We start from the raw sequence: 19,441 nt of genomic DNA, 5'->3' as shown, positions 1-19,441 counted from the left end.
TGCGCGGTCGGTCCGGGGACCGACTACGCATACACCGATGCACAGCGCATACGCTGGAGCCATGTCTGTGACAGCCGAGAGCAAGCCCCGTCAGCCACTCGTGCCAGGCGTCGTGTCGCCCACACTGCCCGTGCCGAATTCGATCGAACGCCCCGAGTACGCCTGGAAGCCGACGGCGAACGAGGGAAACGAGCCTTGGGTTCAGACGCCCGAGGTCATCGAAAAGATGCGTGTCGCCAGCAAGATCGCTGCGCGAGCACTGCAGGAGGCGGGCAAGGCGGTTGCGCCCGGGGTCACGACCGACGAACTCGACCGGATCGCTCACGAGTACATGATCGACCACGGTGCCTACCCGTCGACGTTGGGTTACAAGGGTTTTCCCAAGTCGTGCTGCACCTCTCTCAACGAGGTCATCTGCCACGGCATCCCGGACTCGACGGTGATTCAGGATGGCGACATCGTGAACATCGACGTCACGGCATACATCGACGGAGTGCACGGCGATACCAACGCGACCTTCCTCGCTGGCGACGTGTCGGAGGAGGCACGCCTGCTGGTGGAGCGCACTCATGAGGCGACGATGCGGGCCATCAAGGCAGTCAAGCCGGGTCGGGCGCTCAATGTGATCGGCCGAGTCATCGAGTCGTACGCGCATCGTTTCGGATACGGCGTCGTGGAGGACTTCACCGGCCACGGCATCGGCACCACGTTTCACAGCGGTCTCGTCGTTCTGCACTACGACCAGCCTTCGGTCGAGACGATCATCGAGCCCGGGATGACCTTCACCATCGAGCCGATGATCAATCTCGGAGGAATCAACGCCGAGATGTGGGACGACGGCTGGACGGTGGTCACCCACGACCGGAAGTGGACTGCGCAGTTCGAGCACACCCTGGTGGTCACCGAGACCGGTAGTGAGATCCTCACGTTGCCGTGAGTGGAGCCTGCGGAATGAACCGACGGGCCGTGAGTGGTTCGGGGCGCGGGGGCGCGTTGTTGGTGGCTGGGACGACGTCGGATGCGGGTAAGAGTGTTCTGGTGGCCGGTCTGTGTCGTTTGTTGGCACGCAGAGGTATGTCGGTTGCACCGTTCAAGGCCCAGAACATGTCGAACAATTCGGTGGTGACGCTCGATGGTGGTGAGATCGGGCGGGCGCAGGCGTTTCAGGCGCGGGCCTGTGGTCTGGAGCCGAGTGTGCGTTTCAATCCGGTGTTGCTGAAGCCGGGGAGTGATCGGACGTCGCAGTTGGTGGTTCGGGGTCGAGCTGTCGCGAATGTGTCGGCGTCGAGTTACGTCGAGCATCGTCAGTCGCTTCGTGCTGTCGTCGCCGCCGAGTTGGATTCGCTTCGCAGGGATTTCGATTTCGTGATCTGTGAGGGGGCTGGATCACCGGCGGAGATCAATCTGCGTGAGACGGATCTTGCGAATATGGGGTTGGCCACGGCTGCAAGGCTTCCGGTCATCGTGGTGGGGGATATCGACCGTGGGGGAGTGTTGGCCCACCTCTACGGCACGGTGGCGATACTCGATGAGGCTGATCAGGCGTTGATTGCAGGCTTCGTGATCAACAAGTTTCGCGGCGATCCGTCGTTGCTGGCTCCTGGACTCGTCCAGCTCGAAGCTTTGACGGGTAGGCCCACGTATGGGGTGGTTCCGTACGCCGACGATCTATGGATGGATGCCGAGGATTCGCTCGGTGTCGTCGCGGACGCTCCGGTGGGCAGGCCACGTCCGCCTGCGGGGTCGCAGTGGTTGCGTGTCGCTGCGGTGCGGTTGCCTCGAATCTCCAACACGACCGATGTCGAGGCCCTCGCGTGTGAGCCGGGGGTTTCGGTCAATTGGGTGACCGAGCCGTCTCGATTGACCGACGCCGATCTGGTCATCGTTCCCGGCAGCAAAGCGACACTGTCGGATTTGCATTGGTTGCGGAAAACTGGTCTGGCCGAAGCCATCCAGGACCGGGTGGAGGCTCGGCGCCCGGTTCTCGGAATTTGCGGTGGGTATCAGATGCTCGGTCGAACGATCACGGACGGAATCGAATCCGCGGATGTTCGGGCTTCGGGACTTGGATTGCTCGATCTCGATATCGAGTTCGAGGCCGACAAGGTTCTTGCGGGCGTGGGCGGGGAATCACCGTTTTTCGGCGTCGGTGATGTCACGGGTTACGAGATTCATCACGGACGCGTCGTGCACAGCGGCGATACGCCACTGTTTCGATATCGTGACGGCCGGCCGGAGGGGAGTGTGCGGGAGGCAGTGATGGGTACGCATTGGCACGGTGTACTCGAATCCGATTGTTTCCGTAGAGAATTCCTCCGATGGGCAGCCGCTCGTGCTGGACGCAATGATTTTGTCGTAGCACCGGACACCTCGGTGGTCGGGTTGCGTGAGGAGCAACTCGACCTGTTGGCGGATCTGGTCGAGAACAACGTCGACGTCGACGCCGTGCTGGCAGTGATCGAAGGCGGCGTCGACGCGCAGTAGCGGGTCGAGCCCTACGAGGAGTGCAGTAGCGTGATATCCCATGGAGTACAAGCAGGTATCGACGGGCGGCGGGACTCGCACGGTGCGTATCGCCGGACCGGAATCCAGACATGTCGTGCTGTTGCTTCCGGGTCTGGGGGATAGCCCCGACGTATTCGACGGCGTATCCGAGCGGTTGCACAATTCGGACCTGAAAACCGTTGCAGTGGAGGATGTGCGAGGACTCGACGGCGATTCCATGGTGGCAATCCTCGACGAACTGTCGTTGCCCTGGGTGCACCTCGTCGGCAATCGCGAAGGCGCTGAGCTGGCATGGACACTGGCAGCCCGAACGTTCGGTCGATTCGCGAGCCTTGTCGCATGCGACCGCGGTCATCCGGCCGTCGCAGATCAGGATGGGGTCATCCTCGCTTCTGACTGCTCGCCCGTCGAACTGCCGACCACGATCGTGATCGGCAGTTCGCTGAAACGAGCGAGTGCGGACGGTAGCGGGCGGCTGGTCTATTCGGACTTCCGGGTCGTTCAACTCGACGGCGTGGACAACATCCCGAGCGATGCAACAGCCGAACTTGCTACCGAGATCGCGCTCCGCACCAACCCTTGGTGATGCGGAGCACTCTCGCAGTTACACGTCGAGACCGAGCAGTGCGTTCTCGACCACTTCGGGCAGGCCGGGGTGAATCCAGTACTGCCCGCGGGCCATGTCGAGGGCGGAGGTTCCGAAGCTCATGGCCTGGATGAGCGGTTGTATGACCGTCGGTGCCTGAGCGCCGATGACGTGGGCTCCCAAGATGCGACCGGTCTTCTTTTCCGCAATGATTTTGCAGAAGCCGTCTTGGTCCTCCATTGCCCAGCCGTACGCGACGTCGCCGTAGTTCTGGATCTTGACCGTGATGTCGAGGCCTGCGCTGCGGGCCTGTGCCTCGGTGAGTCCGACCTCGGCGATCTGGGGGTGGGTGAACACGGCCGCCGGCACGAAGCGGTGATCGTACTTCCACAGATTCGTCGTATCCTGCCAAGCATTGTTCGACAAGTTGTGCTGCACTACTCGCGCTTCGTGGTTGGCCACGTGCTTGAGTTGGAACGGCGACGACACATCACCGAGTGCAAAGACTCCCTCGGCGCTCGTACGACCGTATTCGTCTACTCGAATGCGACCTTCCGCGTCGAGTTCGACTCCGGCCTTGTCGGCGCAGAGGCGATCACCGTTGGGCCGGCGTCCGACAGCGACGAGGAGTGCGTCACCGAGGATCCGGGTACCGTCACCGAGTTCGAGACCGACGCTGGTGCCTTCGGAGATCGCGTTCGCCTCCCCGCACTCGAGGTGGACGTCCCAGTTTTTCTGTGCAAGTTCGGTGAAGCGAGCCGAAATGTCACTGTCGAGACCGCGGAGCAGCGTGCTCTTGCGTGCGACGATCGATACCTTCGATCCGAGCGCGCCGAATACATGCGCAAACTCTGCTGCTATGTAGCCGGATCCAAGGATGACGAGATGTTCGGGCAGTTCGGGCAATCTCATGAGGTCGTCGTTGGTATGAAACGGCACACCGCTGTCGAGTATCTGTCGAGGAATCACCGGTCTGGATCCGGCTGCGATGACGACCTGGTCAGCGGTGATCACCTCACCGGCGCCGGTGTCGATGGTCCGGGGACCGACGAACGACGCGTGGCTCGAAAACAGGGTGACGTTGGGGCTGCCGCTCTCGCGGTAGTGCTTGCCGCCCGCTGAGATGGGATCGATACGGCCGAATACTCGGCTCACGATATCGCACCAGCGGACTCGCTCGATCGAGGAGTCGATTCCGTAGCGCGACGATTCGCGGATCGTCCTCGCGACCTCGGCGGCGTAGACGAACATCTTCGTGGGAATGCAACCGACGTTGAGACAGGTGCCCCCGAACGGTGAATGCTCTTCGAAAATTGCCACCGTCTTGTCCGAGAACTGCTCGTTCGCGATGGAGTTGCCCGAACCTGATCCGATGATCGCGATGTCGAAATGACGACCGCTTGTTTGACTGCTCACGAAATGGTCCCTAGTTCGTTGTGGTTTCGGCCGGAATCTCGTTCGATGTGCTCACTTCGATGTAACCACTCGAGCCACTCGTCGACCTCGTCGAATGCCCGTGCCCGCGGTACGTCCTGTGAGAGAAAGACGTCGTGGCGGGCGCCCTCGATGGGAACGATCGTCGTACGATCGCCCAGGCAGCCTGCCCAGCGCGCGATTTGACGAACATCGAGCACCGCATCGGCAGCGTCGATCGCGGAACTGTACTTACGGGAGAAGTGCGTCACTTTGGACCGCAGAATCAGCGAAGGAATACCGATGTCGAGACCTCGATGCAGCTTTGCATGTCCATGTCGGATCGCGCGGATCCAACCGAAGGTGATGGGGAAGCCGGACAGCGGCTTCCAGTCGAGGTTGTAGTCCCACTCGCCGTGCTCGGACGCAGCAAGCGAGAGACCATAGGTGTCCAGACCCATCCCTGGCAACGCCGTCTTGGCCTTGACCTTGCCGATGACGCCGATCGCGGTGGTGCCGACGCTACGAACCGCTGCGGGGCCCTGCAGGTCGAACCAAGGACTGTTCAGGATGACACCGTCGATGCCGAGTCCGGTAGTGCCGCCGTCCTGACGGTTGAGGCGATCGAGCCACAGCGGAAGAATCAGCCCGCCCGTGGAATGAGCGAGGAGCAACACCGACTTACCGCTCGGCTCCCGGCGAACCAGCGAGAGCGCTTCGTTCAACTCGTCGTCGTAGAACGCCAGATCGGTCACGAAGTGCGGTGTCTGGCCTTCACGCAGAGACCTTCCGCACTTACGCAGGTCCAGCGCGTAGAACGCATAGCCTTTGGCTGCGAAATGTTCTGCCAGATGCTGTTGGAAGAAGTAGTCGGTGAAGCCGTGAACGTAGATCACCGCCCGGTCGAAAGACGGTGTATCTGCCGGTTGGTACCGAACGAGAGTCGCCTCGACCTGGCCTTCACCATCCGGATCTGCGCCGAGGGGAATGGTCGTCTGCTCGTAGCCGTCGCCGAGGACATCGGGTACCCAGGTAGTCACAGATCACAACTGTAGTAGCAGGTGCAAAGTGCACTTCGAGAGCACAATCGAAGAAGAGCTTGAAAGCGCTTCGAGTCGGGTATCTACGGCCGGGTAATGTAGCCGCCACCTGAGCAGAGTTTCCTCACGCGAGTACTCACGAACAAGGAAGTCGAATCTCCAGTGTCAAATGAACAGCGCTCCAATCAAGAGCAGGTCAAGCGAGTGAAAACCGATGTGGTCCTCGTCGGCGCCGGAATCATGAGCGCAACTCTCGGGGCACTGCTTCGACAGTTGGAGCCCGATTGGTCGATCGATGTGTACGAGCGTCTCGACGCCGCTGCCGCCGAAAGCAGTGACGCATGGAACAACGCCGGCACCGGCCATTCCGCGCTGTGTGAGCTCAATTACACGCCGCAGAACAAAGACGGTTCCGTCGACATCGCCAAGGCGCTCAACGTCAACGAGCAGTTCCAGGTTTCCCGTCAGTTCTGGGCGCACAGCCTGGAAACGGGCATTCTGAGCGACGCGAAGAACTTCATCAATCCGATCCCGCACGTGAGCTTCGTGCATGGTAAGGACAACACCAAGTACCTGAAGGCTCGATACGACGCCCTGGCTTCGAATCCGCTGTTCGAAGGTATGGAGTACATCGACAGTCCGGACGAGTTCACGCGTCGACTTCCCCTCATGGGTGCGGGCCGCGACTTCTCCGATCCCGTCGCCCTCAACTGGAGCGACAACGGAACGGACGTCGACTTCGGCGCGCTCACCCGCCAACTTCTGAACTACCTCTCCGGCGCCGGCGCCACCGTGCACTTCGGAAACGACGTGCGCAACATCTCGAAGCAGTCGGACGGAACGTGGGACGTCAAGGTGGCAAACCTTCGCACCGGTTCCAAGAAGACGGTCAACGCCAAGTTCGTGTTCGTCGGCGCGGGTGGCGGTGCTTTGCATCTGCTCCAGAAATCGGGCATCAGCGAGATCAAGGGCTTCGGAGGGTTCCCGGTCAGCGGTGAATGGCTGCGCTGCACCAACCCCGAGCTCATCGATCAGCACTCGGCCAAGGTGTATGGCAAGGCGTCGGTAGGTGCGCCCCCGATGTCGGTGCCCCACCTCGACACACGTGTCATCGGCGGGAAGCCCGGTTTGCTCTTCGGTCCGTACGCAGGATGGTCGCCGAAGTTCCTCAAGGAAGGAAAGTTGACCGATCTTCCTTCGTCGGTCAAGCCGGGGAACCTGATGTCGATGCTCGGCGTGGGCGTCACCGAGCTCGGACTCGTGAAGTACCTGCTGAGCGAACTGTCGCAGTCGCAGGCCGATCGCGTGGACACGCTTCGTGAATTCGCACCCAAGGTTCTCGACAAGGACTGGGAGATCGTCACCGCCGGGCAGCGAGTCCAGGTGATTCGAAAGAAGGGCCGCGGCGGAGTTCTCGAATTCGGCACTGCGGTGATCAACGCTGCAGACGGAACGATCGCGGGCCTGCTCGGTGCGTCGCCGGGTGCTTCCACCGCGGTACCGGCGATGCTCGATGTGTTGCAGCGTTGCTTCGGCGACCGCTACGAGGCGTGGCAGCCCAAGCTCAAGGAAATGGTGCCTTCGCTCGGGGTCAAATTGGCAGAGGATCGTTCGCTGTTCCGCGAAATATTCGACTGGACCTCGCGTGCGCTCGAGCTGGACGAGTCGTCCCAACTCGCACAGCACACCGGCGTGTGATAGCAACAGGCCTATGACAACGCAAGCTGCTGCCCTCAAGCGCTCCTGGGCATTGGACCTGTCCAACAAGACCCTGTACGACCTGCTGAAGCTGCGTGTCGAGGTTTTCGTCGTCGAGCAGGCGTGTGCCTACCCCGAACTCGACGGTCGAGATCTGCTCACCGAGACGAGGCACTTCTGGCTCGAACGTGACGGCGAAGTGGTGTGCACGCTGCGTCTGCTCGAGGAGCACGACAACGGCGAGAAGGCCTTCCGCATCGGCCGTCTGTGCACGCAGCGCTCGGCGCGGGGGCAGGGGCACACCACGCGTATCTTGCGTGCTGCCCTTGCCGAGGTCGGGTCCTCTCCTTGTCGTATCAACGCACAGAGCTACCTGGTGGACATGTACGCGAAACACGGCTTTCTTCCCGATGGTGAGGAAGTTCTCGAAGACGGGATTCCGCACACGCCCATGCGTCGGGGCGGCGGAACCCCGTGGGGAGAGGCGTCGGGCGGCAGTAAGGTCGAACGACGGTAGGGTTCGATCAACGGAGCTGATGCGGGGAAGTCCTGTGTGATTCAGGCGCGGTCCCGCCACTGTGTACGAGTAGGCCGATTGTCGGCAGCCTCGTAAGCCAGATCACCGCACAGCATCGAAATTACTTTGTCCACTTCTTCGGTGGGCATCGAAAGTCCTCGGCGCGGAAACCGAGGAATGAAGGGGATCGAAAGTGCAGCAGGCCGTTGGATCTTCAGAACCCGGTTATCCGTTCAGCGCGATAGTCGGCCAAGACCAGCTTCGATTGTCATTGATCCTGTGTGCGGTGCACCCAGGAATCGGTGGTGTCCTCGTCCGCGGTGAGAAGGGGACGGCGAAGTCCACTGTCGTACGCGCACTCGCGACGCTGCTTCCGAACATCGAGGACGATGGCGAGAGCCGACCAGCCCGGTTGGTAGAGCTTCCGGTCGGCGCGACCGAGGACCGCGTGGTCGGTTCGCTCGATCTCGAGAAGGTGCTGCGAGACGGCGAACGTGCATTCCAGCCGGGATTGTTGGCCGCAGCCCATCGGGGAGTGCTGTACGTGGACGAGGTGAACCTTCTGCATGATCACCTGGTCGATGTTCTGCTCGACGCCGCTGCGATGGGGCGTGTCCACATCGAACGCGACGGGGTTTCACATTCGCATCCCGCGCAGTTCGTCCTCGTGGGAACGATGAATCCCGAAGAGGGCGAGCTTAGACCACAGCTGTTGGATCGCTTCGGGCTCGCCGTGGAGGTCACTGCCTCTCGCGACGTGGACATCCGAATGGACGTCGTGCGAAGGCGTCTGAACTACGAGCGCGACCCCTTTACGTTTGCTGCACGCTATGCCGACGAGGACGCGGACATCGCCGCACATATCGTCGCGGCTCGACTCGTATTGGATCAAGTGGAACTCGACGACACCGAACTTCGTCGAATTGCGGCATTGTGTGCGTCGTTCGACGTCGACGGGATGCGAGCGGACCTCGTAGTCGCAAGGACCGCTTCGGCGCACGCGGCATGGCGAGGCTCGCCGAAGGTCGAGGAGTCCGACGTGCGGGTCGCTGCGGAATTGGCATTGCCGCATCGCCGCAGGCGTGACCCGTTCGACGAGCCGGGGATCGACGAGAGTGCACTCGACGATGCCATGCGCGAGGCCGCAGAACAGGCCGACTCCGCGAAGCCGGAATCCGGCCAGAAGTCCGACGAACCGACCGATCCCGAACCGACCGATCCCGAACCTACCGATCCCGAACCTACGGATTCAGGACCTGATCCGGATGACGACGGCGGTGGTGCACCCAGACCGGACCAGTCGGATCCACCGTCCGGCAACGGATCTCGTGACCGTGATGCAGCAGCTCCCGGATCGCAGTTTCGCGCGCGGTTGATGGAAGTTCCCGGTGTCGGCGAGGGAGCGCCCGGCCGTCGCTCCCGGTCGCGTGCTGCGCAGGGGCGGGTGGTGCGCCCGACCACCGAGCGCGGCAAGGGACTTCACCTCATCGGGACATTGTTCGCCGCGGCCGAGGATCAAGTCGCGCGCGGACGAACATCCGGAAAGTTCCGACTCGAGCCCGCGGACCTACGCGGGGCGATTCGTGAAGGTCGCGAAGGCAACCTCATCGTGTTCGTTGTCGACGCATCCGGATCGATGGCTGCACGTGATCGGTTGTCCGCCGTGACGGGAGCAGTGCTGTCGCTACTGCGCGATGCATACCAACGGCGCGACAAGGTTGCGGTCATCACTGTTCGAGGGCGCGAGGCCGAGTTGGTTCTCCCGCCGACGTCGAGCGTCGACGTCGCTGTCACCCGCTTGCGCAGAATGAAGACCGGTGGGAAATCGCCACTGGCACAGGGCTTCCTGCGGGCACGTGAGGTCGTCCTTCGAGAGAAGGTCAGAGATCCGCTGCGCCGTGCGCTCGTCGTCGCGATGACCGATGGGCGAGCGACGGGCGGTGTCGATCCGGTCGGGCGCGCACGTATCGCTGCGTCGCGTCTGGCAGCCGACGGGACTGCGTCGGTTGTCGTGGACTGCGAATCGGGCATGGTCCGTCTCGGACTGGCCGCCGATTTCGCCCGGCATCTACAGGGTGGCTACGTGCGGCTTGCCGACCTTTCGGCAGAGCATGTGGCCGCCGTCGTTCGCGCAGCGGCCTGAGAGGACGAGCAATGCCACAGGGAGTACCACTTGCGGGAACCGTTCCCGACGACGGCCTGACTACGCGTCAGCGCCGCAATCAAGCACTTCTCGCAGTGCACACCGGGCCGGGCAAGGGCAAGTCTACGGCGGCCTTCGGGATGGCACTGCGGGCGTGGAATCAAGGATTCGACGTCGGAGTGTTCCAGTTCGTGAAGAGTGCGAAATGGAAGGTCGGCGAGGAATCGACATTCAAACTACTCGGCGAACTGCACGAGACTCAGGGCACCGGCGGGGCCGTCGAGTGGCACAAGATGGGCGAGGGGTGGTCCTGGACGCGCAAGAAGGGTTCGGACGTCGACCACGCCGCCGCAGCTGCTGAAGGCTGGGCCGAAATCTCTCGAAGATTGAGCGAGGAGACGCACCGCTTCTACGTGTTGGACGAATTCACCTACCCACTCAAGTGGGGGTGGGTGAATATCGACGAGGTGGTCGAGGTGCTCGTGAACCGGCCGGGTAATCAACACGTCGTCGTCACCGGACGTGACGCACCGCAGGCGCTGATAGATGCCGCCGATCTCGTCACCGAAATGACCAAGGTCAAACATCCGATGGATGCGGGCCGAAAGGGTCAGCGCGGTATCGAATGGTGAGCCGTCCCGCTCCCGCCGTCGTCATCGCTGCGCCCGCATCGGGGAGCGGAAAAACGACGGTAGCCACCGGGATGATGGCTGCTCTCCGCGCCATGGGGGACCGGGTAGCGCCGTTCAAGGTGGGACCGGACTATATCGATCCTGGATACCACTCTCTCGCAACGGGGTTGCCGGGCCGCAACCTCGATGCAGTGATGGTGGGGCGAGAGCGCATAGGCCCGCTCTTCCTACATGGCAGTGCCGGATGCGACATCGCGATCGTCGAGGGAGTCATGGGGCTCTTCGACGGCAAGATCGACATGACGGGGGCCGGACAGGCCTCCGCGGAGGGATCGACGGCAGCGGTGGCCGCGATGCTCGGCGCACCGGTCGTTCTCGTCGTCGACGCTCGCGGCCACAGTCAGAGTCTTGCCGCTGTACTGCACGGGTTCTCGACGTTCGACCCGTCGGTGCGGATCGGTGGCGTCATATTGAATCGGGTCGGTAGCCCGAGGCACGAAGAGGTTCTGCGTCAGGCCTGTGAGCGTGTCGGTGTCCCCGTTCTCGGGTCGTTACCGCGGATGTCGGAACTGGCGGTCCCCTCGCGGCACCTGGGACTGATCACGGCACTCGAACACGGGAGCCGAGCCGGCGCGGCAGTGGACGCAATGGCCGAACTGGTGACACGTCACGTCGACCTTGCGGCCGTCCGAGCGCTGGCGAGGTCGTCGGTCACCGGTACCGCCTGGAACCCGAACGACGAAGTGGGTGAGCCGAGCGGCGCGGGGGCAGTCGTCGCCGTGGCCGGGGGTCCCGCCTTCACATTCGGTTACGCCGAGCATGTGGAACTGCTGCGCGCTGCGGGCGCTGAGGTGGTGGTGTTCGATCCCCTCACCGACGGATTGCCCGAGCGCACGGCGGGTGTCGTTCTGCCGGGCGGGTTTCCGGAGGAACATGCCGAGCAGTTGGCGTCGAATGAGCCTCTGCTGTCAGATATCCGCAGGGCCTCGGCAGCCGGATTGCCGATCCACGCAGAATGCGCCGGTCTGCTGTACCTGGCGCGATCCCTCGACGGCCACGCGATGGCCGGTGTCATCGACGCGGAAGCGCAATTCGGATCGAAGCTGACACTCGGCTATCGCGATGCGGTCGCACTGGGTGATTCGGTGTTGTTCGAGGCGGGGACTCGGGTGACGGGCCACGAGTTTCACCGCACTGCGCTCGTCGACTTCGCCGCCGAACTCGCACCGGCATGGGGTTGGCAGAACCCGAGCGCAGCTGCCGGCAAACGCATCGTCCGGGAGGGGTTCGTCCACGGCCGTGTCCATGCTTCGTACTTGCATACGCACGCGGCAGGCAGCCCTCGGTCGGTTCTGAAATTCGTCGAGGCGTGTGACCGGTTCGCGCCTGTCGATGTCTGAACCTGACCGCGCTGAACCTGACCACGCTGAATCGATCGTCGTAGGAGTGGGCGCGACGGCGGCTGCGACGGACTCCGAGATCGCGGCCGGGTTCGCTTCGGTCGCCAGGCCGCACTGGACCGTGGTCGCAGTTGCGACCCTGGATCGAAAGCATTCCGCGGTGGAGTCTTTTGCTCGTTCGCTTTCAGTGCCGCTGAGCAAGTGGACGGCTGCCCAATTGGCCTGCGTCGTCGTGCCGGCCCCGTCCTTACTGGTCGACGACGCCGTCGGGACTCCGAGCGTGGCAGAGGCCGCAGCAGTATTGGGGAGCGGCGGAGGCACGCTGATTCTGGGCAAGACGAAGGTGGGTCCGGTGACCATTGCGGTGGCGATAGCACCGGTGCCCGCGGAATAGAAGCCTTGCGCGCCCGACTGCAACACGTTCTAATGTTGCATGCGCTTCGGTCTCGTTCTGTTCACCTCCGATCGTGGAATAACGCCTGCGGCAGCGGCAGCAGCGGGCGAGCGATTGGGATTCGACTCGTTCTACGTACCGGAGCACACGCACATCCCCGTCAAGCGTGAAGCGGCTCATCCGCAGACGGGTGATTCTTCGTTACCGGACGATCGATACTCCCGAACTCTCGATCCGTGGGTGGCGCTGGCCGCAGCGTCCGCGGTGACGAAACGAATCGCATTGGGCACCGCAGTCGCGATACCGGTGGAGCACGATCCGATTACGCTCGCCAAAACCATTGCCTCACTCGACCACCTCAGTAATGGTCGTGTGGTTTTGGGAGTCGGGTTCGGTTGGAACGTCGACGAATTGGTCGATCATGGAGTACCTCCGGCCAGGAGACGGACCATGCTCCGTGAATACCTGGAGGCGATGCGTGCACTGTGGTCACAGGAACAGGCGGAGTTCTCGGGTGAGTTCGTCGAGTTCGGTCCCAGCTGGGCGTGGCCGAAACCTGCTGCGGGACGCCATATCCCGACGCTCGTCGGTGCTGCGGGTACAGACAAAAATTTTGCCTGGATAGTTCGATCGGCGGACGGTTGGATCACCACACCGGGCGAGCAGGACATCGAGTCGCGGGTCGTTCGACTCCAGCAGTTGTGGCGCGACGGCGGTAGGGACGGTGCGCCACACATCGTCGTGCTCGACTTCAAGCCCGATGCAGAGAAGCTGGCGAGATGGGAAGAAATGGGCGTGAGTGAAGTGGTCTACGGAATGCCCGACAGATCCGAACCCGAGGTCCTCGCATATCTCGAGCGTCTCGCTGTGAAGTTGACCGGTCGATTGTCGTTCGCCGGCAGTTGAGAAGCCCCGTGAGCAGCTGAGACGCCCGTGATGACCGGCAACGGTGGCGTCTGCGTCCGAGTACAGGCACTGTAGGCACAATGAAGTCCTCTTCGCTCGTACTCGGCCCACTCGTCCGTTACGTCGGCGTCGACTCGGCGACGTTCTGGTTCGAATTCGATGTGCCCGGAACGGTGGCTGTGCGTACCGCCGTCGGCGTGGTGGGAGAAGCGCACACCTGGGGCCTGCACGGACACCACTACGCATTGGTCGCACTGACGGGTCTGCCGGCGAACACCGCGATCACCTACGACGTGACATTCGACGACACGAGGATCTGGCCCGAACCTGGCGCGACCTCGGCTGTTCACACCGGAGATCCTGTCGGCCCCGTGACCTTCGCATTCGGATCATGCCGGCGAGGTGACAACTACGGTGAAGACTCACTCCGACGAATCGGTGCCGACGCACTTGCCGGTCTGGGCAATCGAATGTCCACCCAAGATCCGTCGGAATGGCCGCAAGCGCTGCTGTTACTCGGTGACCAGGTGTACGCAGACGACCCGTCACCCGAAATCTTGGAAAGACTCCACGCGCGACGGGAAGGCGGGCAAGGGCCCGGCAGTGCACGGGGTACCGACGCCGAGAACGAGATCTGCGACTTCGAGGAGTACTCCTGGCTCTACCACGAATCGTGGGGTGCCGAGCCGGTGCGCACGTTGTTGGCCAGCGTCCCGTCGTGCATGATTCTCGACGACCACGATCTGCGCGACGACTGGAACTCGTCCGCGTCCTGGCGAAAGGACATAGAGACCCGGCCGTGGTGGAACGATCGCGTGGTCGGCGCCTTCTCCTCGTACTGGGTTTATCAGCATCTGGGTAATCTTTCACCCGAAGAGCTCGCTCGCGACGAGTTGTACGAGGCGGTCCGCACAGCCGCCGACGACACGGCGCGTGAACGCCTTCTTGCGGACTTCTCATTATTGGTCGATCGGGATCCGGCGGCTGGAAGGTGGAGCTTCTATCGCGACTTCGGTGACACTCGACTGCTCATGATCGATTCTCGTTGTTCGCGCAATCTCGACCCGAACGATCGGGCAATGGTGGACGACGCGGAATGGGCCTGGGTCCGAGAGCGCGCTCTGGAGGGCTCACCCAAACACCTCCTCTTCGGATCTTCCCTGCCGTTCTTGATGTTGCCCGCGTTGCATCACCTGGAACAATGGAACGAGGCTGTAGCGCAGGGGAGTTGGGGCAAGAAGGCGGCCCGCGTGGCAGAGAAACTGCGTATCGCGCTCGATCTCGAACACTGGGCAGCATTCGGAAAGTCGTTCTCGGATATGGCAACTCTGACGCGCGAGCTGTCCAGGTCGAAAAATCCACCGGCCAGCATCCTGTGGTTGTCGGGTGACGTGCACTGCTCCTATGTAGCGAATGCAGACTTCGGTGTCGGGGGAAAGGGAATCCCGGCCACCTACCAACTCACGATGTCGCCGTTTCGGAACCCGTTGAATCTGCCGATTCGGGCGGTCAACCGGTTGGCAATCAAACGGCCAGTTGCAACCCTGATGGAGAAACTCGCCCGCGCTGCCCACGTGGGGCCGGACGACGTCCACTGGGAAGCCGAGGCAGGCCCATGGTTCGACAACGGCGTCATGTTGCTCACCACGGAAGGAGACTCAGCGCGGCTCCGCGTCGAGCATGCGCAGCTCGATTCGGCCCGAAAGCAGATCCTGACGACGACTGCAAAGATCGTATTGGCGCCGTGACATAGAATTTGTCTCCGTGGCTCACCTCGAACTCACCGACATCGACTACTTTCTTCCCGACGGCAGACAACTGCTCAGCGGGGTCGGGTTTCGAGTCGGAGACGGCGCGAAGGCCGCTCTCATCGGTCCGAACGGCACCGGAAAAACCACGCTGACACGGATCGTGGCCGGCGACCTCGCACCAGATGACGGAAACGTCGCCAGCTCGGGATCGCTCGGAGTGATGCGCCAGTTCGTCGGGCAGTTGCGCGACGACTCGACTGTGCAGGACCTACTGTTGTCCGTTTCACAGCCGGGGGTACGTGCCGCAGCGAAAGCACTCGATGATGCCGAGAACGCGATGATCGACGTCGACAACGAGAAGACTCAACTCAAATACGCGAACGCGCTGTCGGATTGGGGTGACGTCGGCGGGTACGACCTGGAGCCGTTCTGGGACAAAGCGACAATGGCTGCGCTCGGGATGTCGTTCGACCGGGCGAAGTGGCGTGCGGCTTCGACTCTCAGTGGCGGCGAACAGAAGCGCCTCGTTCTGGAAGCCCTGTTCGGGGGACCGGATCAGCTGCTGCTGCTCGACGAACCGGACAACTATCTGGACGTACCGGGCAAAAGGTGGCTGGAGAAGACGATTCGCGAGTCCGACAAGTCGGTCCTCTTCATCAGCCACGATCGTGAGCTCATCGCCAACGCCGCGACCCGAATCATTACGCTCGAGCCGGGAATCAACGGCGCGACCTCGTGGGTGCACGGTGCCGGGTTCGAGACGTATTACGACGCTCGCGAGGATCGAAATGCCCGACTCGACGAGCTTCGTCGTCGTTGGGACGAAGAGCGCGTCAAACTCCGTGCGCTCGTCCTGCGGCTTCGGGAGAAGGCGAAGTTCAACGACGGCATTGCTGCTCGCTATCACGCTGCACAGACGCGGCTTGCGCGGTTCGAAGACGTCGGACCACCGGAGGCAGTGCCGGTCAAGCAGAAGGTCACAGTACGACTGCACGGCGGCCGAACGGCGAAACGCGCGCTGGTATGTACCGATCTGGAGCTGACCTCGCTCATGAAACCGTTCGACGCCGAAGTCTGGTTCGGTGACCGAGTCGCGGTCCTCGGGTCCAACGGATCGGGCAAGTCACACTTCCTCCGGTTACTGGCCGCGGGCGGCACCGATCCCGAACGGGAGCACGAGCCGGTCACCGAACTCGTCCTCGATCCAGTCCCGCACACCGGCACAGCAGTACTGGGAGCTCGCGTGCGCCCCGGGTTGTTCGCTCAGACCCACACCCGGCCCGACCTGAACGGCAACACCTTGCTCGACATCCTGCACCTGGGCAACGAGCACCGTGACGGCATGGGCCGCGAGGCGGCGAGTCGGGCACTCGATCGCTACGGACTCGCCCGCGCTGCCGAACAGCTCTACGACAACCTGTCTGGTGGCCAACAAGCGCGCGTTCAGATTCTGCTGCTCGAGTTGTCCGGTGCGACGCTCTTGCTTCTCGACGAGCCCACCGACAACCTCGACCTGATGTCGGCGGACTCCCTCCAAGACGCCATCGCGGCATTCGAGGGGACCGTCATCGCGGTCACCCACGACCGTTGGTTCGCCCGCAGCTTCGAGCGGTTCTTGGTCTTCGGATCCGACGGCAACGTCTACGAATCCAACGAGCCAGTATGGGACGAAACCCGAGTCGCGCGGGCGCGGTAGCGTTTGCACTCGTGGATGCGACTGATTCTCCTTACCTCGTCGGCCTGAATCTGTCAGGCAAACGCGTCGTTGTGGTCGGCGGCGGGACCGTCGCGCAGCGGCGACTGCCCCTGTTGATCTCTTCCGGCGCCGAAGTGCACGTCATCACCCGGGTTGCGACTCCGGCCGTCGAAGCGATGGCAACTGCTGGTCAGGTGACGATGGAGCTGCGTGACTTCGCCGCCGGTGACATCGACGATGCCTGGTACGCCATTGCCTGCACCGACGAGGCCGAGACGAATGCCGCGATCGTGGCCGAGGCCGAGAAGTCGAGAATTTTCTGCGTTCGCGCCGACATCGCTCGTGACGGAACTGCGGTCACCCCAGCATCTGCGGACTACGACGGACTCACTCTCGGCGTTTTGGCGGGCGGTGAGCACCGGCGCTCGGCAGCGGTGCGCAATGCTGTTCTCGAAGCTCTCCAGTCGGGCCTCATCACCGATTCGGCGCACGCCCCGCTGAGCGGGGTGGCCCTCGTCGGCGGCGGCCCGGGAGATCCGGATCTGATCACCGTCCGCGGCCGCCGACTCCTGGCGTACGCCGACGTCGTCGTCGCCGATCGTCTGGCGCCACCGGAGCTGCTCGCCGAACTAGGCCCACACGTCGAAGTCATCGATGCGTCGAAGATTCCGTACGGCCGCGCAATGGCACAGGAGGCGATCAATCAAGCATTGATCGACGGAGCCAGGGCCGGCAAGTTCGTCGTCCGCCTCAAGGGCGGCGACCCGTACGTGTTCGGTCGTGGATACGAAGAACTCGAGGCTCTCGCCGAGGCCGGGATACCGGTGACGGTGGTCCCCGGCATCACGAGTGCGATTTCGGTGCCGTCGGCGGCAGGAGTTCCAGTGACGCACCGAGGCGTCACCCACGAATTCGTGGTCGTGAGCGGCCACCTCGCCCCGGAACATCCCGACTCACTGGTCGATTGGGGCGCGCTCGCACGCTTGAAGGGCACCATCGTGCTCCTGATGGCGGTCGAACGCATCGACAAATTTGCCGCGGTGCTCATCGAAGGTGGACGGCCCGCCTCGACGCCGGTGTTGGTGGTGCAGGAGGGGACGATGCGTACTCAGCGTGAGGTCAGAGCCGATCTCGCCACGGTGGGCCTGCGCGTGAAAGAAGAGGGAATTCGCCCACCGGCAATCGTCGTAATTGGAACCGTTGCGGGTTTCTCCGTGGACCCTCGGTAACGTTGACTTCCGTGTCTGACCAATCGCAGCCCGCAGCGCCCACGACGGACATCGTGTACCCGGTGACGACCAGGGCTTTCGGCCTGGCAATCATCGTGCTCAGCGGCCTTCAGTTGATGGTGGTTCTCGACGGGACGGTGGCAAACCTGGCGTTGGCGCCGCTGCAGGCGGATCTGGGTTTGAGCGACGCCGGCCGCAACTGGGTTCTCACCTCGTACGCATTGGCCTTCGGCGGACTGATGCTTCTCGGTGGAAGGCTCGGTGATGCGTTCGGACGAAAAAAGATGTTCCTCGGTGGCGTCGTACTGTTCACCGTGGCATCTCTGCTCTGTGGGTTGGCCATCAACGAGGCGACGTTGGTGGCTGCGCGTGCCCTTCAGGGCGTTGGAGCGGCGGTAGCGTCGCCGACGGCGTTCGCCTTGGTCGCGACGACCTTTGCGCCCGGACCGGTTCGGAATCAGGCAATTGCGATCTATGCGGCGATGACAGGCGTCGGATCCATCGCAGGCCTCATCATCGGCGGTGCCTTGACCCAGGTTTCGTGGCGTTGGATCTTTCTCATCAACGTGCCCATCGGCATCGCCATCGCAATTCTGGCCATGGTGTCGCTGAAGGAAACTGCGGGCGTACGGCTTGCCCTCGATTTCCCCGGCGCTATCCTCGGCACACTCGGCTGTACAGGTGTCGTGCTCGCCTTGAGCGAGGGAACCGAACTGGGGTGGTCGAGCCCGCTCGTCATCGGCTCGCTGCTCGGCGGCCTGATACTGCTCGGACTGTTCCTTGCTGTCGAGCGAAGGGCCGAAAATCCGCTGTTGCCGTTTTCTCTGTTCGCGAACAAGAACCGCGTGGCCACGTTCGTCGCGATCTTCTTCGCAGGCGGAGTGATGTTCTGCCTCGCCGCGTTCGTTGCGCTGTTCGTCCAGGACATCCTCGGCTACAGCCCACTCAATGCGGGTCTGGCGTTCGTTCCGTTCGCATTCGGCTTGGGTGCTGCAGCGTTCATCACCTCGAAGCTCGTAGTTCGAATACAGCCGCGATGGTTGGTCATGTCCGGCAGCGCCATCATGGTGGGTTGGTTGTTGTTCTCGGTCGCGACGATGAACGCGGACTCGTCGTACTTCCCTGGCATCTTCTTCCCGGTCATCGGGATCGGCTTCGGCGTCGGTATGGCGTCGATACCGCTGCCGCTGTGTGCCATCGCCGGCGTCCGAGCAACCGAGATCGGCCCACTGACAGCAATCGCTCTGGTGGCTCAGACCTTGGGTGGTCCCGTTGCGCTGGCAGTGGTGGGTGCTTTGGCCACCTCGCGAACGATCTCACTCGGTGGAACCACCGGCCCCGCAACTCTGATGAACGAGAACCAACTCACTGCACTGAGCTCCGGCTACATGTTCGCCCTGTTCTGCTGCGCAGTCGCTGCAGTGGTCGCCGGACTCGCCGCGTTCTTCATCAAGTTCACCCCGCAGCAGGTCGCTCAGGCCCAGGCTGCGCAGGAAGACGTGCTCGCAACGTAGCGGTCAAAGGCGGTCCA

16 protein-coding genes and 1 riboswitch are annotated in these 19,441 nt (G+C 62.7%); of the genes, 14 read left to right on the top strand and 2 right to left on the bottom strand.

The genetic code is table 11. The features are described from left to right. Positions 1–61: 61 nt before the first annotated feature. From map to ABIB36_RS10595, 3 genes are read left to right on the top strand one after another with little or no spacing between them, the layout of a single operon-like run. Positions 62–937, top strand: a complete 876-nt coding sequence (map, locus tag ABIB36_RS10605) for a type I methionyl aminopeptidase (protein WP_084348618.1) — start codon at positions 62–64, stop codon at positions 935–937. A 14-nt stretch (positions 938–951) separates the two neighbouring features. Next, positions 952–2,484, top strand: coding sequence for a cobyric acid synthase (locus ABIB36_RS10600; protein WP_354559535.1), 1,533 nt, complete (start codon positions 952–954; stop codon positions 2,482–2,484). A 40-nt stretch (positions 2,485–2,524) separates the two neighbouring features. Next, positions 2,525–3,091 (top strand): alpha/beta fold hydrolase, encoded by a 567-nt coding sequence (locus ABIB36_RS10595; RefSeq protein ID WP_354559537.1) that lies wholly within the window; start codon positions 2,525–2,527, stop codon positions 3,089–3,091. An 18-nt stretch (positions 3,092–3,109) separates the two neighbouring features. On the opposite strand, the gene mtr is transcribed toward ABIB36_RS10595, so the two are convergent. Then, a complete protein-coding gene (gene mtr, locus ABIB36_RS10590; RefSeq protein ID WP_354559538.1) occupies positions 3,110–4,507 on the bottom strand; it encodes a mycothione reductase in 1,398 nt (465 codons plus the stop codon). Further along, the gene (locus ABIB36_RS10585; RefSeq protein WP_084348621.1) at positions 4,504–5,544 is read right to left on the bottom strand and encodes an alpha/beta hydrolase; all 1,041 of its coding nucleotides are present in this window, start codon (positions 5,542–5,544) and stop codon (positions 4,504–4,506) included. The genes mtr and ABIB36_RS10585 overlap by 4 nt, the downstream gene beginning before the upstream one ends. Positions 5,545–5,706: 162 nt before the next feature. Here ABIB36_RS10585 and mqo point away from each other — a divergent pair, with 162 nt between their 5' ends. The 11 genes from mqo (at position 5,707) to ABIB36_RS10530 (ending at position 19,424) form a co-directional block, all read left to right on the top strand. Next, positions 5,707–7,242, top strand: coding sequence for a malate dehydrogenase (quinone) (gene mqo, locus ABIB36_RS10580; RefSeq protein WP_084348622.1), 1,536 nt, complete (start codon positions 5,707–5,709; stop codon positions 7,240–7,242). 13 nt (positions 7,243–7,255) lie between these two features. Continuing rightward, positions 7,256–7,759 (top strand): GNAT family N-acetyltransferase, encoded by a 504-nt coding sequence (locus ABIB36_RS10575; protein ID WP_179142406.1) that lies wholly within the window; start codon positions 7,256–7,258, stop codon positions 7,757–7,759. A gap of 13 nt (positions 7,760–7,772) precedes the next feature. Beyond that, positions 7,773–7,875: riboswitch (adenosylcobalamin-variant (AdoCbl-variant) riboswitch) on the top strand. Between the two features lie 77 nt (positions 7,876–7,952). Continuing rightward, a complete protein-coding gene (locus tag ABIB36_RS10570; RefSeq protein WP_354559541.1) occupies positions 7,953–9,902 on the top strand; it encodes a magnesium chelatase subunit D family protein in 1,950 nt (649 codons plus the stop codon). An 11-nt stretch (positions 9,903–9,913) separates the two neighbouring features. Continuing rightward, positions 9,914–10,534, top strand: a complete 621-nt coding sequence (gene cobO, locus ABIB36_RS10565) for a cob(I)yrinic acid a,c-diamide adenosyltransferase (protein ID WP_084348624.1) — start codon at positions 9,914–9,916, stop codon at positions 10,532–10,534. Next, positions 10,528–11,934: a cobyrinic acid a,c-diamide synthase CobB gene (locus ABIB36_RS10560; protein WP_179142407.1), complete on the top strand. Its 1,407-nt coding sequence runs from the start codon at positions 10,528–10,530 to the stop codon at positions 11,932–11,934. Before cobO ends, ABIB36_RS10560 begins: the two co-directional genes overlap by 7 nt. Continuing rightward, a complete protein-coding gene (locus ABIB36_RS10555; RefSeq protein ID WP_354559543.1) occupies positions 11,927–12,328 on the top strand; it encodes a cobalamin biosynthesis protein in 402 nt (133 codons plus the stop codon). Before ABIB36_RS10560 ends, ABIB36_RS10555 begins: the two co-directional genes overlap by 8 nt. Before the next feature lie 39 nt (positions 12,329–12,367). Then, positions 12,368–13,234 (top strand): LLM class F420-dependent oxidoreductase, encoded by an 867-nt coding sequence (locus tag ABIB36_RS10550; protein ID WP_084348627.1) that lies wholly within the window; start codon positions 12,368–12,370, stop codon positions 13,232–13,234. A gap of 80 nt (positions 13,235–13,314) precedes the next feature. Beyond that, positions 13,315–14,982, top strand: a complete 1,668-nt coding sequence (locus tag ABIB36_RS10545) for a DUF7800 domain-containing protein (RefSeq protein ID WP_084348628.1) — start codon at positions 13,315–13,317, stop codon at positions 14,980–14,982. 16 nt (positions 14,983–14,998) lie between these two features. Next, positions 14,999–16,681: an ABC-F family ATP-binding cassette domain-containing protein gene (locus ABIB36_RS10540; protein ID WP_084348629.1), complete on the top strand. Its 1,683-nt coding sequence runs from the start codon at positions 14,999–15,001 to the stop codon at positions 16,679–16,681. 11 nt (positions 16,682–16,692) lie between these two features. Further along, complete coding sequence (gene cobA / locus ABIB36_RS10535; protein ID WP_373270561.1) at positions 16,693–17,910, top strand: uroporphyrinogen-III C-methyltransferase; 1,218 nt, start codon at positions 16,693–16,695, stop codon at positions 17,908–17,910. An 11-nt stretch (positions 17,911–17,921) separates the two neighbouring features. Next, positions 17,922–19,424 carry an MFS transporter gene (locus ABIB36_RS10530; protein WP_084348631.1) on the top strand — a complete coding sequence of 501 codons (1,503 nt, stop codon included), beginning with the start codon at positions 17,922–17,924 and terminating at the stop codon, positions 19,422–19,424. The last annotated feature ends 17 nt before the right edge of the window (positions 19,425–19,441 follow it).

The organism is Rhodococcus sp. UYP9 (assembly GCF_040547235.1).
GTDB lineage: Bacteria > Actinomycetota > Actinomycetes > Mycobacteriales > Mycobacteriaceae > Rhodococcoides.
This window is presented reverse-complemented; position numbering and strand designations above follow the sequence as displayed.

Coding starts and splice junctions, on each gene's coding strand:
- map (WP_084348618.1), top strand. CDS start 62: ATGTCTGTGACAGCCGAGAGCAAGCCCCGTCAGCCACTCGTGCCAGGC.
- ABIB36_RS10600 (WP_354559535.1), top strand. CDS start 952: ATGAACCGACGGGCCGTGAGTGGTTCGGGGCGCGGGGGCGCGTTGTTG.
- ABIB36_RS10595 (WP_354559537.1), top strand. CDS start 2,525: ATGGAGTACAAGCAGGTATCGACGGGCGGCGGGACTCGCACGGTGCGT.
- ABIB36_RS10575 (WP_179142406.1), top strand. CDS start 7,256: ATGACAACGCAAGCTGCTGCCCTCAAGCGCTCCTGGGCATTGGACCTG.
- cobO (WP_084348624.1), top strand. CDS start 9,914: ATGCCACAGGGAGTACCACTTGCGGGAACCGTTCCCGACGACGGCCTG.
- ABIB36_RS10560 (WP_179142407.1), top strand. CDS start 10,528: ATGGTGAGCCGTCCCGCTCCCGCCGTCGTCATCGCTGCGCCCGCATCG.
- ABIB36_RS10555 (WP_354559543.1), top strand. CDS start 11,927: ATGTCTGAACCTGACCGCGCTGAACCTGACCACGCTGAATCGATCGTC.
- ABIB36_RS10550 (WP_084348627.1), top strand. CDS start 12,368: ATGCGCTTCGGTCTCGTTCTGTTCACCTCCGATCGTGGAATAACGCCT.
- ABIB36_RS10545 (WP_084348628.1), top strand. CDS start 13,315: ATGAAGTCCTCTTCGCTCGTACTCGGCCCACTCGTCCGTTACGTCGGC.